Source organism: Bacillus cereus group sp. MYBK220-1 (assembly GCF_051916445.1).
GTDB classification, from domain to species: Bacteria; Bacillota; Bacilli; order Bacillales; family Bacillaceae_G; genus Bacillus_A; species Bacillus_A cereus.
In genome coordinates this window covers 158,800-173,121 of sequence record NZ_JBQAGQ010000010.1, presented here as the reverse complement: position 1 = coordinate 173,121, position 14,322 = coordinate 158,800, and the positions used below count along the sequence as shown (strand labels likewise).

Sequence of the window (14,322 nt, the reverse complement as noted above, 5' to 3'; positions counted from 1 at the left end):
CACCTTGGTTGGTGTTTTCACCTTGGTTGGTGTTTCCACCTTGGTTGGTGTTTTCACCTTGGTTGGTGTTTCCACCTTGGTTGGTGTTTCCACCTTGGTTGGTGTTTCCACCTTGGTTGGTGTTTCCACCTTGGTTGGTGTTTTCACCTTGGTTATCTAACGGCTTAATGCTACCTTTATCAAATGCAAATTGAATATCGTAAAAATGGTGATAATTCATTGAATCGATATCTACTTTTACTTTTGCATTTAACTTTTTCGATAAATCTGGTACTTCTACTTCCACTACGCGTGTATCAGTTTTTTTATCTTCACTTATTACATTTGCATCAACAAACGAACTATTTTTCTCAAATTCAAATTTTGTAATCCAAGAACTGTTCGTTAACGTAAATGATACATACTTCTTACCATCTTTTACTTTTAGCACACCTGGACTTTTTGTATATGTGTTCATCATTGAAATTTCGTCTGTTTGATCTTTTAATGCCTTAAAATTGATGCTGTATTCACCATCTTTAATTGTTTCAGCATCTGGTTTTTCTACTTCTGGTTTTTCTACTTCTGGTTTTTCTGCTTCCGGTTTTTCTGCTTCCGGTTTTTCTACTTCTGGTTGTTTCTCTTCATTTTTAATTTGTTCAAGTTTATCTTGTTCAAATAAAAGTTGTACATCATGCATTTGCTTATAATTTCTTGATGCCATTTCGATAAATACTTTTGTATTTAGTTTTTTAGATAAATCGTTTACTTCAAACTCTACTACTCTTGTATCTTTTTCCTTATCCTCACTCACTACTTTTGCATCAACAAATGCGCCATCTTTTTCCGTTTGGAAATTTTTAATTAATGAGCTACTTTTTAGTGTTACAATTGCTTTTTTCTTACCGTTTTCTACTTTTAATACTCCTGGATTTACCATGTAACTATTCATCTTAGATTCTTCATCTGTTTGATCTTTTAACACTTTAAATGGAATGCTGTACGCACCATCTGTAATTGTGTTAGAATTTGGTTGTTGATCTGGGTCAGGCTTTTGGTCGGGCTTCTGACCTGGATCGGTAGTTTCATTTGGATCTGGCTTATTAGCTGGGTCCTCTTTTTCATTTGGTTTTTCTACATGAATTGGTGTAATGCTATTTTGATCAAATGCAATACGAACGTCGTACTCATGATGATAATTTAAAAAATCAATATCTACTTTTACTTTTGCATTTAATACCTTCTCTACATCTTCTACATCAAATTCTACTACTCTTGTATCTTTTTCTTTATCTTCACTAATTACATTTGTCGCAACTAGCTTACCTGCTTTTTCTGTTTCAAATTTCGTAATCCATGAACTATTTGTTAATGTAAAGGATACTTTCTTTTTCCCATCCTTCACTTTTAAAGTTCCCGGACTTACTGAATATTGATTCATCATCGATTCTTCATCTGATGTATCTTTTAAAACTTTGAAGCCAATTGAATATTCACCGTCAGCCAACTTGGTAGCTGCTTGAACTGCAAGTGGTTGTAATGTTGATACGAATGTAAATATCATTAAAAACATAGCAACAATAATTTTTGTATACCTGTTCAATGGAACGACTCTCCCTTTTGAAAATTATTTAATACTGTTCCCATCAAATACAAAGCGAATATCATACGAAGCATTATAATTAATAATTGGAATATTAATTTTCACCTTGCCATTTAGTTTTTTTGACAAGTCAGCAACTTCAAATTCTACAACTCTAGTATTATCTTTTTTGTTTTCACTTAACACGGTTGTTTCTACAAATTGACCATCTTTTTCTACTTGGAAACTTTTAATAGAAGCACTATCTTTCACTTTAAATGAAACATATTGTTTTCCATTTTTAACTGTTAATGTTGCTGGGCTTTCAAAATAACTATTCATTCTAGACGATTCATCTTTATCGCCTTTCCATACAGTAAAAGCAATATTATATTTTCCATCAGCTAGTTTTGTAGCAGCCTTTGCATCTTGTAAACCTAGTGTTGCGATAAATGTAAATAAAACAGCAAATACGGCAATAATCATTTTAAATTGTTTAAACATATATTCATCACCCTTCAAAAGATTTATTTACTCAATTTCACTTTACGAATTAAGAAAGCACCTGAAATAAGAATTAACACTGCAAACAATCCAATACGTGCTTCATCGCCTGTTTTTGGGTTATCTGTTTTTTCAGCTTTTCCATTTTCATTTTTTGTTTCTTTATTCACTTCTTTAGCTGTTTCCTTACTCTCTACTTTTGTTTTCTCTTCTTTTACTTGTGTATCTGTTTTCGCTTGATCATTATTTTTTGTTGTAGCAGCTACGCCATTATCGCCACCTACAGCTTTTACATTTGCATCAAAAGCAAAACGAATTGTGTAGTGGTGGTCATAGTTTGCACTTGGTACAACAACATGAATTTTTACAGCTGCCGGTTTGGATAAATCATCTACTTTAAACTCTACTGTTCTTTTATCTGCCGATTCATCTTTATTAACAACTTTCGCATCAACAAAATTTCCGTTCTCTGGTGCTTTAAATTCTGTAATCCAAGCACTATGATTCATCGGAACTTGTACTCTCATCTCACCGTTTTTCACTATTAATTTTGCCGGCTTTTCAAAATAGTCATTTGCCATTGAAGCTGAATCATTTTCCGCTTTTTGAATTACGTAATTAATATTGTAAGTACCATCAGCTAGTTTTGCTGAAGCATTGCCGTATGGCATTACAAGAAAAGCTAGCATACATACGAACGTTATAATAAAAGCGGGTAATACAGAAACCTTTTTCATTTTTCTTGTTTCCTCCTTGGTTATCTTTCATTTCACTTTTTCCGAAAATGATAATTATTCTCAATTCATAAGAAAAAAATAATCTCTTCTACCTATGATTTAATTAGCATTCTTTTATGTAACATAAGCGTTATTGATTATCATTCTCATTGGATATTAAAAATAATATCTCACCCTATTCCTTATACGAAGGCATAGAAACTGAGAAAAAATTATAAAACGTATTTATTGATTATCATTCTCAATGTAAGTCAAAAAAAATAAACTTTCTCTTCTCCTCTTCTTTCACCTCTTCCCATAACAACACTATAGTTATAGAAACCCCGTTTCCCTCACTTCCCTTCCAATATTTCCACAACTAAGTCAATCTTAGCCTACTCATAAATTTTTTGTCAACTATATTACGTATAAAATTTTTAATATCTAAATTTCTCTATATGCGGCTTTTTTTACAAAAAAAGAGACTTTCTATTATAGAAAGCCTCTTTTCTCTATTTTTCTACAGCAATTTCCTGCTTTTGAAACTTAGAAACTATATAACCAAATCCTATACCGATTATGCCTGGAACTAACCAACCAATTCCTACACTATATAATGGAATCTTATCTAAAATAGGTGCTAGCGCTGCAATTTGAAGGTTTGCATTGTGTAATCCATCAAAGAAACTTATTGCAAATGCTCCTACAATCCCGCCCACATACATCGCTAATGGAAGACGAACGTAGTTTTCAACAAGTGATAATACGATAAGTACGATTCCAATTGGATAAATTGCGATTAAGATTGGTAATGCTAATGCATTTAACTGAGTTAACCCAAGGTTTGCTACCATAAATGCTAATACACAGAAAATGAAAACGACTTTTTGATAAGAAAGCTTTGGTAATAAGGAAGAGAAGTAATCACCACAAGCTGCAACAATACCTACAGAAGTTGTTAAACATGCTGCTGTAATTGCGATCCCTAGTAATAAAGTTCCGTAGCTACCAAATAAATGATTCACGACATTTGTTAAAATAATTCCTCCGTTTGCGCCCATTCCAAGTGACACACTAGAGGCTCCAAGATAAGCAAGTGCTAAATACACAAGTAGTAGACCAAGCGCTGCAATAAATCCTGCAAAGATTGTTACTTTTGCAATACTGTTTTTATTTGTAATTCCTTTTTCTTTTAACGCATGAATTACAACATTTCCGAATACCAGTGCTGCAAGTCCATCTAAAGTTAAATATCCATCAATAAATCCTTTAAAGAGAGGAGCACTATACGCTTCTGTCGGTGCACCAAATTCTCCAATTGGTGTAATAAGTGCTTTACCTACGATAATTGCAATAACAGCTAATAATATTGGAGTTAGCACCTTACCAATACGACCCACTAATTTCGAAGGATTTAAAGCTAAATAGAAAGTGACTGCAAAGAAAATAAGTGTAAAGATAACAAGTGGATATGACTGACCAGCTATCTCACTTGGTAAAAACGGTGCAACACTCATCTCATAAGCTACTGTTCCTGTACGCGGTACACTTACGAATACGCCTAAACATAAATAAATTGCAGTGATAAAAACAAGTGCGAATATAGGATGTACACGTCCTGCTAGCTCATTAATATCTCCCTTTAAAGCTATAACAATTACTCCTAATAAAGGTAGTCCAACGCCTGTTACGATAAAACCAAACAGCGCGATCCATACGTCCGTTCCAGCACCTTGCCCTAACGCTGGTGGAAAAATCATATTACCTGCACCAAAAAACAGTGCAAATAACATTAAACTTATTGCAAACATCTCCGAAAACTTTAAAGATGATTTCATTTCTACTAACCTCCTAAAATAATAAATTAACAAAATATTCTGAATTAAAATCCGTCACATATCCTCTTTCAAGCATACTTCCCCGTAAAAGAACGCAAAAAACACCCGTCCCTAACAAAGGGACGAGTGTTGAAATCGTGGTTCCACCCTTATTCTAATAAAATGAATTCATAACGAAATAAGCTCATTTTATAGCTCGTGTAAATTGATAACGGTTTTATCCGCCAAGAATTACAATGCATCATGTATGCAGTTCACTCTTGAAGTTTAGAGGTGGTAAGCTTGTCTTTTCGTATTAGGAAGCTCACAGCCTAAGGCTTCCCTCTCTGAGAATCGTAAAATACAACTCATGTCCTCATCATTACTTTTATAAAATATCTTGTCGAAACTTGTTGTTTTTTATTATATGGGCTATTTTTTAAAAAATCAATAGTTTTATTTTTTCTGACAAAAAATATAGGGAGAAAATTTTTCCTCCCTATAACTGCCCTATTAAAATTTCTAACTCTTCAGCTGTAACGCTCCGCCACTTTCCAACTTCAAGCTCATTTAGCTCTATATTCATAATGCGTACTCGCTTTAGCTTTATTACAGTAAATCCGAAAGCACGACTCATTCTACGAATTTGCCTGTTCATTCCTTGCGTTAAAACGATACGAAATGTTGATTGATCGACTCTTGTCACTTTGCACGGCTTCGTCATTCCATCTTTAATCTTTACACCGCTGGACATCTCATTAATAAACCAGTCCGTAAAAGGTTTATCGACTGTGACAACATATTCTTTCTCGTGCTCATGATCACCGTGTAAAATTTGATTCGCAATGCCGCCGTCATTCGTTAATAAGATAAGTCCTTCCGATGCTTTATCTAATCGCCCAACTGGAAAGATTCGCTCTGGGTAATTGATATAATCAATAATATTATCTTCAATATGATCGGCTGCTGTACAAGTAATTCCGACTGGTTTATGGAATGCGATATACACCTTTTCTTTCTCTTCTTTCGCAATAACCTGTCCATCAATCGTTACAACATCACCATCGCTCACAAGTGCACCGTGCGTACATATTTCGCCATTAATAGCCACGCGTCCAGCTTTAATAAGGCGGTCTGTTTCACGTCTTGAGCATGATTTTGCTTCGCTTATGTATTGGTTGATTTTCATGTTCTATTCCTTTTCACATATATTAAAAGCGTCAATCTATGGCAATATCATTCTGCCACGATTGACGCTTTTTCACTTCGCAAAAACAACTAAATAAATAACCCCAATCACCAAAAATATTCCACAACAAGCTAACAATACTTTTGCAAGTTTGTCCATAAACATATAATGGTTTCCCCTTTGTTTCGTTGTTTTCTATTTTAATTCGACAACTGTTACGCCTAGGCCTCCCTCGCCCATGTCACCGTAACGGAAGGTTTTTACACCGCGATGCTTCTTCAAGTAATCTTGTACACCTTGGCGAAGTGCTCCTGTCCCTTTACCGTGAATGATTGATACGCGAGGATAGCTTGCAAGCTGGGCATCGTCTAAGTATTTCTCAACGCGCGCCATTGCATTTTCAAATCGTTCACCACGAAGGTCAAGTTCTAATGAAACATGATAGTCTCTACCTTTTACCGTTGCAACTGCTTTTTTCTCTGTTTGCTTCGGTGTGTTAATGTATTCCATATTAGATTCTTTCACTTTCATCTTCAGAATACCGATTTGTACGCTCCACTCTGTATCGCTTACTTTTTCAAGTAGTTGACCTTTTTGACCGAACGTTAATACTTTCACTTCATCACCTGCACGTAACTGTTGTTTCGGTGCAGTATTTTTCACATTTACTTTTTGTTTCTTAACAAGCTCTGGCGCTGCGCCTTCTAGACGACTCTTCGCTTCAATTAGCTCGTGGTCTTTCACATTTGCAAGCTGTGCTTTACGCAATTGACGAAGTTCTTGAATAATGCCTTCTGCTTCTTTCTTTGCAGCTTCGACTTTTTCTTCCCCTTCTTTTTGCGCTTTTAATAATCGTTCGTCGCGATCTTCGTTAAATTCAATAATTTGACGTTGCAACTCACGATGAAGTTTCTCAGATTGTTTGCGAAGCGCTTCTGCTTCGTTCCAGTCACGCTCTGCGTTCTTCTGGCTTTCTTCTAACTTCGCAATCATATTTTCAATTTTATTCGTATCTGTACTAATGTGGTTACGTGCTTGGTCAATGACGCGATCAGATAATCCAAGACGTTTCGAAATTTCAAAGGCATTACTACGTCCTGGTACACCGATTAATAATTTATACGTTGGGCTTAACGTGTTCACATCAAACTCAACACTCGCATTAATAACTTGTTCACGGTTATATCCGTATGCTTTTAATTCTGGATAATGCGTCGTTGCAACAACGCGAGCACCGCGATTACATACTTCATCTAAAATTGAAATGGCAAGTGCAGCCCCTTCTTGTGGGTCTGTTCCAGCACCTAATTCATCGAATAAAACTAAGCTTTCAAAATCAGCTTTTTCTAAAATATCAACGATGTTCACCATATGTGAGGAGAACGTACTTAAACTCTGTTCAATCGATTGCTCATCACCGATATCAGCAAAGATATTTTTGAATACACAAATCTCTGACTCATCCATTACTGGAATGTGAAGGCCAGATTGCGCCATTAACACACAAATACCAACTGTTTTCAGCGTAACTGTTTTACCACCTGTATTCGGTCCTGTAATAACAATTGTCGTGAAATCTTTCCCTAACATAATGTTATTTGGCACGATTATTTCTGGATCGATTAGCGGATGTCGAGCTTGTCTTAAATCCATATAACGCTCGTTATTTACGATTGGTTTCGTTGCTTTAATTCGTTTCGCATAAAAAGCTTTCGCAAAGATAAAATCAAGATTTGCAACTACTTCTACGTTTGATAAAACGATATCGGCTTCTACTGCTACTTCTTCTGTTAACATTAATAAGATGCGTTCAATTTCTTGTTTTTCTTTCACTCGTGCTTCTTGTAGTGCATTATTTAATTCTACAATTACTTGTGGTTCAATAAATAACGTTTGTCCAGAAGCAGATTGATCGTGAACAATACCGCCATATACGCCGCGGTATTCTTGTTTTACTGGGATTACGTAACGTTCGTTACGAATCGTTACAATCGAGTCAGACAGCATCTTTTGCGCGTTTGAAGAACGCGTCATATTTTCTAGCTTTTCACGAATACGGCTTTCCGCAGTACGAATTTGAGTACGAATACCACGCAGTTTATCACTTGCGCTATCGACTACTTCACCGCCGTCACCGATGCAATTTGTAATTTTCTTTTCTAAATCGTATAAAGATACAATTTGAGCGACGTGAGTTTCTAAAATCGGAAGCTCGACACCGTTATCAGCCATATCTTCAATGAAGCGTTTCATATTACGACTACCATACATCGTATTTGCAATATCAAGTAATTCATTTGGACTTAACATACTCCCAATTTTTGCACGCTTCACATTTGAGCGAATATCCGTAATACCACCTAATGGTGCACTACCTTTTAAACGAATAACTTTCGCTGCTTCATCCGTTGTATCTTGCATTTCTACAATTTCTTCAAAATCAGTGCTCGGCACTAAATGCTTCACTTTGTCACGACCAAGTGAAGATGCTGTATGTTCAAGTAATTGTTCTTTTACTTTATTGTATTCTAATACACGCAACGTTCTTTCTAACATGTTGCAGGTCCCCCTTGTATTACTTATTACGTTTAATATAGTCTAATAAACGTTCAATATCCCACGTGTTAATCACGTTATCTTTTTGAATCCAACCTTTACGTGCTGCTGCTACACCTGTTTCCATATCTTCTAACATTTCAAGCGTATGAGCATCCGTATTAATCGCTACTTTCACACCAGCATCTTGTGCTTGTTTTAATAATTTCGCGCTTAAATCTAGACGGTTCGGATTCGCATTTAATTCTAAAACTGTATTTGTCTCTTTTGCTAGTTCAATTAATAAATCTGTATCTACATCATAACCCTCACGACGCCCGAGAAGACGTCCTGTAGGATGGGCAATCATTGTGACATGTTTATTCTCAAGTGCAGTACGTAGACGCTTCATAATCGTTTCACGGTCTTGTGAGAAGCTAGAGTGAATCGCTCCAATGACATAATCTAATTCTGCTAATACTTCATCATCAAAATCAAGCGAGGCATCTGGTAAAATGTCCATTTCAATTCCGCGTAAAATTGTAATGTCTGGATACTTTTCATTCATACGTTCAATTTCTTTCGCTTGCTCACGAAGACGCTCTTTCGTTAAACCGTTCGCCACTTTCAAATATTGCGAGTGATCAGTAATCGCCATAAACTTATATCCACGAGCACGGCACGCTTGTACCATTTCTTCAATAGAAAAAGCACCGTCACTCCAAGTTGTATGCATATGTAAATCACCTTGTATATCGGAAAACTGAATTAAGTTCGGATACTCTTTAATTAATTCAATTTCTTTTCCATCTTCACGCACTTCTGGCGGAATAAATGGCAAACCGAAATGAGCAAAGAAGTCTTCTTCCGTCTCAAATGTTTTCACTTCACCTGTTTCCAAGTTCTCTACACCGTACTCACTAATTTTCTCGCCTTTATCTTTTGCGATTTGACGCATTTTTACATTATGGTCTTTTGATCCTGTGAAATGGTGAAGAGTTGTAATAAACTCTTCTGGTTTTACTAAACGGAAATCAATTGAAATATCATATTCATATTGAAGACGGACAGAAACTTTCGTATCTCCACTTGCTATTACTTCAATCATATTATCAAATTGTAGTAAATGCTCACGTACCGCTGCTGGTTCTGTCGTTGCAATGATAAAATCTAAATCTTTCACTGTTTCACGAACACGGCGCAAACTACCAGCGCGAGAGAAACGAATTACTTCAGCAATATTCGACAATTTCTCCTCTATTTCCCCGGCAATAGGCAATACCATCGCAATTGGTAAACGCTCTGGACGAGAGCCTACTTGATCGATTGCTTCTAATATTTTCTCTTCTGTCTTCTTACCGAAACCTGCTAAAGCTTGTACTTTATTTTCCTCACAAACAGCTTTTAGCGATTCCATATCAACAACACCAAGTTCTTTATATAACTTAGCTACCTTCTTACCACCAAGTCCTGGTAGTTTTAATAACGGCAATAAGCTACTTGGTACTTCTTTTTCAAGTTCTTGTAATACTTCAGATGTTCCCGATTCTATATATTCTTGAATAACGGCTGCTGTTCCTTTTCCGATGCCTGGAATCTTTGTGAAATCTTCAATTTCAGAAAGACTACGATCATCACTTTCTAACGCTGCTGCCGCTTTACGAAATGCAGATATTTTAAATGGATTCGCGCCCTTTAATTCCATAAAAAGCCCGATTGTCTCTAATAATTTGATCACTTGTTTTTTATTTACTTTCATCATTGTCCCGCCTTTCTTTCATAGAAAAAAACTTCTCTTTCCGAAAAAAGAGAAGTTATACTCTGCTACCTGTCTGCCATAGTTCCTTCACCTTTTCAGAGAGAATCGGTGTATCGTCTACAATTATTTTGCTAATTGATGATTGTTGTAATGGTGTTTGTACTTGTTCAATCGGAAGAATGTTCCCAATGATAATTAAGACAAACAAAATAATATATACTTCTAAAAATCCGAGGATTGCCCCCGCAAACGCATTTACTTGCTTTAAAACCGGTATTTCTGCAAACATATTTAACAAATTACCAAGTAATGAAAGTGCAATTTTAGTGATAATAAACAATATGATAAACGCAAGCGCTTGATAAAATACTGTCTCAATATTATTTGCATCAATCCATTCTGGAACAGATACGTTTTTATCAAATGGATACGGAATAAATTTCGCAAGTGCTGGCGCTAAATCTTTACAGTACCAGTATGCAACAAGGTATGCGATAATAAAGCTTGTTAACTTTACAAGTTGCAGAATAAACCCTCTGCGTAAGCCGAGGAAAAATCCCATAACAAGCAGTAAAATGATAATAATATCAATCATGTTATTCCATTCCTTTTTTTGTCATACTTTCTTTCAATTTCTCATGTTCTTCTTTTAATTTTATGTAATCGTGTATGACGTTTACCGCCGTCAATACCGCTAGTCTACTCGTGTCAAGCGAAGGATTCTTGGCATTGAGTTCGCGCATTTTATCATCCACAATCGCTGCTACCATGCGGATATGACTTGTACTTTCATCGCCAACAACTGAATATTGCTGACCATAGATTTCTACATTAATTCGACTTTTCTTTCCCTTTTGTTGTGACAACTCACCGGCCTCCAATCACGTACAGAATCCTAAAGTTTATCATACCATGAACCTTCATAATATGGAAACAGAAAGAACAATCCGATATGATAAAAATAACAATATAAAAAAAGGGGCGACCATTATGTCAAATTCTATCGTAATTCAAACAAATTCTACAGTAATTGAAGACATGAAACAACAATATAAACACTCGCTTAGCCCGAAAACTCCGCAAGGCGGGATCTTCATGGCAAAGGTGCCATCTTGCACAATTACAGCGTATAAATCCGGAAAAGTAATGTTCCAAGGTGGACGTGCTGAAGCAGAAGCTGCCCGTTGGCAAACTGTCTTCCAAACTCCAAAAACAGCTGTAAAAAAATCTGTCGATTCACACCGTTATGCACCGCCTGCTTCCATCGGTACAATGTCTATCGTAGGGTCAGATGAAGTGGGTACTGGTGATTTCTTCGGGCCGATGACAGTCGTTGCTGTATATGTGGATGCGAAGCAAATTCCACTACTAAAAGAACTTGGTGTAAAAGACTCTAAAAACTTAAATGACGAACAAATTACTGCCATTGCGAAACAACTTCTTCACGTTGTTCCTTACAGCTCTCTCGTTCTTCATAACGAAAAATATAACGAGCTATTTGATAAAGGAAACAACCAAGGTAAACTAAAAGCTTTGCTACATAATAAAGCTATTACAAACTTATTAGCTAAAATGGCACCTACAAAACCTGAAGGCGTCTTAATCGACCAATTCACACAGCCTGATACATACTACAAATATTTAGCAAAACAAAAACAGGTACAACGTGAAAATGTTTACTTCGCAACGAAAGGCGAAAGCGTCCATTTAGCAGTAGCCGCCGCCTCCATTTTAGCTCGTTACTCATTCGTAAAACAATTTAACGAACTAAGTAAAAAAGCTGGTATGCCGCTGCCAAAAGGTGCCGGTAAACAAGTTGATATCGCCGCTGCTAAATTAATTCAAAAGCTTGGTAAAGAACGATTACCTGAGTTTGTGAAACTGCATTTCGCTAATACAGAGAAGGCATTTCGCTTATTAAAATAGTATCGACAAAAACAGGAGCCTACAAACTCCTGTTTTTGTTTCATCCTACTATTGTCCTTATAGTTTTGTTATAATTACAATATACAGATTATTCTAACATAGGAGGAGATCTACATTGCTACTTCTACAAATGATTCTAAATATTTTACTAGGTGATCCACATGAAAGACAGTTCGAAATTAGAGAAAACATTCAGCTACTAAGTGAACAACGAGCGTTCAACGATTTAATAGAGCGTTATGGTCGATCTTTCTTATTAAACTTTCGGATTCGAAGATTTATCGGGAAACACGATGCCCGCTTGTTAATACATAATCCAGCAAAACTACAACACTTCTGTGAGGAACTTGAATGTATGATTAGAAAAAGAAGGTATTTCATATGAACGCTGTAAAAGTTAAAAAGATATTATATGTTTTCGTACACATCGTAGGCCCACTTTCTTACTTCACTATTTCTACCATTTGGGGAGCTTTTTTCACTACTAAATCTACATTTGAAAATATATCTGATAATCTTGGCGTGATGGCCATCTATTACAGCCCTTTCCGAACGGGAAAGCCCATCGCCTTTAGGCATGGGATGAAAGTGAGGTTGGATACGGAGTACCACTAAAAATCGCTAAGTTTGTGGTACTTTAAGTATTCAAAATATTGGTATCTTTTGTGGTGTAGTTTAAAAGTAAAACTGATACAATGTGAATATGATAAATGATTATAGAAGAACCAAAACAACTGTGTCATTAATTAACTACCATTTTGTGTTTTGCCCGCGATACAGAAGAAAGATTTTTCTTAACACAAAAGTAGAAGAACGTTTCAAAGAGTTGGTTCAAGAAATATGCGGAGAAATGGATGTTGCTATTGTCGCAATGGAATGCGACAAAGACCACGTTCACTTGTTCTTAAATACACTACCAACACTTAGTCCTGCTGACACAATGGCGAAAATTAAAGGAGTGACATCGAAGCGTTTGAGAGGAGAGTTTCCTCATCTTCAACACTTGCCAAGTCTATGGACACGTTCCTATTTTGTTTCTACTGCTGGAAATGTATCGACTGAGACAATTAAACAGTATGTTGAAAATCAAAAGACGAGGGGGTGAAAATTGTGTCACAAACAATCACAGTCAAAGTTAAATTGCTTCCAACAAAAGAACAAATTCAGTTATTGGAACAAAGTAGCTATGAGTATATCAAAGTCATTAATACACTTGTATCTGAAATGGCTGAAGCGAAGAAGGGCACTAAGAAAAGTACAAAAGATGTTGAAGCGAATCTTCCAAGCGCAGTGAAGAACCAAGCAATTAAAGACGCTAAAAGTGTGTTTTCTACAAAGGTGAAAAAAAGTAAATACAAAGTTATTCCGATTCTAAAGAGACCTGTTTGTGTATGGAACAATCAAAACTATTCGTTTGACTTCACGCACATTTCAGTTCCACTCATGGTAAATGGAAAATCAACTCACTTAAAGGTTCGTGCTTTATTAACTGATAAATATAATCGCAATTTTAATTTGTTAACACACAAGTTAGGTACACTTCGTATCACGAAGAAATCTAATAAGTGGATTGCTCAAATATCTGTCACAATTCCTACAAATGAAAAAACAGGAACAAAGATTTTAGGGGTAGATTTAGGTCTTAAAGTCCCTGCGGTAGCCATCACAGACGATGAGAAAGTTCGTTTCTTCGGCAATGGTAGACAAAACAAATATATGAAACGTAAGTTTCGTAGTGTTCGTAAGAAGTTAGGTGAAAATAAGAAATTAAATGCCATTCGACAACTTGATGATAAAGAACAAAGATGGATGCAAGACCAAGACCACAAAGTAAGTCGTGAAATCATTGACTTTGCAACCGATAATAACATTTCTGTTATTCGTTTAGAACAACTAACGAATATTAGACAGACGGCAAGAACAAGCCGTAAAAACGAGAAAAATCTACACACTTGGTCATTCTATCGTTTAGCACAATTCATTGAATACAAAGCGAATTTAGTTGGTATTAAGGTAGAATATGTGAACCCTGCTTATACAAGTCAAACATGTCCGAAATGTTCTGAAAAGAACAAAGCACCAGACAGAAAATACAAGTGCCGATGTGGATTTGAGAAACATCGTGATATTGTTGGGGCGATGAATATTCGCTACGCAACTGTGATTGATGGTAACAGTCAATCAGCCTAAGATGCTATACGCACTGTCTTAGGAGGGGCAATGAGATGCCCTCATCTTGAAGTCTGTTCAAAACAGAAATGGACTGCGAACGTTTAGTCATTCAAGAATCCCACCCGTCAATCCGTAAGGATTAG

14 protein-coding genes and 1 other annotated feature are annotated in these 14,322 nt (G+C 36.1%); of the genes, 5 read left to right on the top strand and 9 right to left on the bottom strand.

Annotated features, from left to right (window positions below):
- From ACTFRU_RS26890 to zapA, 9 genes are all read right to left on the bottom strand, one after another.
- On the bottom strand, positions 1–1,582 hold a 1,582-nt coding region (locus tag ACTFRU_RS26890), incomplete at its 3' end, for an NEAT domain-containing protein (protein ID WP_440037969.1).
- 24 nt (positions 1,583–1,606) lie between these two features.
- Entirely contained in the window at positions 1,607–2,065 is a 459-nt protein-coding gene (locus ACTFRU_RS26885; protein ID WP_000476164.1) for an NEAT domain-containing protein, read from the bottom strand.
- Positions 2,066–2,088: 23 nt separating this feature from the next.
- Entirely contained in the window at positions 2,089–2,802 is a 714-nt protein-coding gene (gene isdC, locus ACTFRU_RS26880) for a heme uptake protein IsdC (RefSeq protein WP_025690708.1), read from the bottom strand.
- 491 nt (positions 2,803–3,293) lie between these two features.
- Positions 3,294–4,619: a branched-chain amino acid transport system II carrier protein BrnQ6 gene (brnQ6, locus tag ACTFRU_RS26875; RefSeq protein ID WP_000842650.1), complete on the bottom strand. Its 1,326-nt coding sequence runs from the start codon at positions 4,617–4,619 to the stop codon at positions 3,294–3,296.
- A gap of 115 nt (positions 4,620–4,734) precedes the next feature.
- Positions 4,735–4,990: a binding site (T-box leader), on the bottom strand.
- A 107-nt stretch (positions 4,991–5,097) separates the two neighbouring features.
- Complete coding sequence (locus tag ACTFRU_RS26870) at positions 5,098–5,787, bottom strand: 23S rRNA pseudouridine(2604) synthase RluF (protein ID WP_102956010.1); 690 nt, start codon at positions 5,785–5,787, stop codon at positions 5,098–5,100.
- A gap of 195 nt (positions 5,788–5,982) precedes the next feature.
- Positions 5,983–8,343 (bottom strand): endonuclease MutS2, encoded by a 2,361-nt coding sequence (locus ACTFRU_RS26865; RefSeq protein ID WP_000893713.1) that lies wholly within the window; start codon positions 8,341–8,343, stop codon positions 5,983–5,985.
- Between the two features lie 19 nt (positions 8,344–8,362).
- Positions 8,363–10,081, bottom strand: coding sequence for a DNA polymerase/3'-5' exonuclease PolX (gene polX / locus ACTFRU_RS26860; protein WP_000867532.1), 1,719 nt, complete (start codon positions 10,079–10,081; stop codon positions 8,363–8,365).
- Positions 10,082–10,136: 55 nt separating this feature from the next.
- Entirely contained in the window at positions 10,137–10,676 is a 540-nt protein-coding gene (locus ACTFRU_RS26855; protein ID WP_097952023.1) for a CvpA family protein, read from the bottom strand.
- Position 10,677: 1 nt separating this feature from the next.
- Positions 10,678–10,947 (bottom strand): cell division protein ZapA, encoded by a 270-nt coding sequence (zapA, locus tag ACTFRU_RS26850; RefSeq protein ID WP_000082701.1) that lies wholly within the window; start codon positions 10,945–10,947, stop codon positions 10,678–10,680.
- A gap of 124 nt (positions 10,948–11,071) precedes the next feature.
- Between zapA and rnhC the strand changes: the two genes are divergently transcribed.
- The 5 genes from rnhC (at position 11,072) to ACTFRU_RS26825 (ending at position 14,197) form a co-directional block, all read left to right on the top strand.
- Entirely contained in the window at positions 11,072–12,007 is a 936-nt protein-coding gene (gene rnhC / locus ACTFRU_RS26845) for a ribonuclease HIII (protein WP_088053825.1), read from the top strand.
- Positions 12,008–12,122: 115 nt separating this feature from the next.
- A complete protein-coding gene (locus tag ACTFRU_RS26840; RefSeq protein ID WP_086386097.1) occupies positions 12,123–12,392 on the top strand; it encodes a hypothetical protein in 270 nt (89 codons plus the stop codon).
- Positions 12,389–12,622 carry a hypothetical protein gene (locus ACTFRU_RS26835; RefSeq protein ID WP_102956008.1) on the top strand — a complete coding sequence of 78 codons (234 nt, stop codon included), beginning with the start codon at positions 12,389–12,391 and terminating at the stop codon, positions 12,620–12,622. Before ACTFRU_RS26840 ends, ACTFRU_RS26835 begins: the two co-directional genes overlap by 4 nt.
- Positions 12,623–12,710: 88 nt before the next feature.
- Positions 12,711–13,112, top strand: coding sequence for an IS200/IS605 family transposase (tnpA, locus tag ACTFRU_RS26830; protein WP_000606465.1), 402 nt, complete (start codon positions 12,711–12,713; stop codon positions 13,110–13,112).
- Positions 13,113–13,117: 5 nt separating this feature from the next.
- Entirely contained in the window at positions 13,118–14,197 is a 1,080-nt protein-coding gene (locus tag ACTFRU_RS26825) for an RNA-guided endonuclease InsQ/TnpB family protein (RefSeq protein ID WP_440037968.1), read from the top strand.
- Positions 14,198–14,322: the final 125 nt, after the last annotated feature.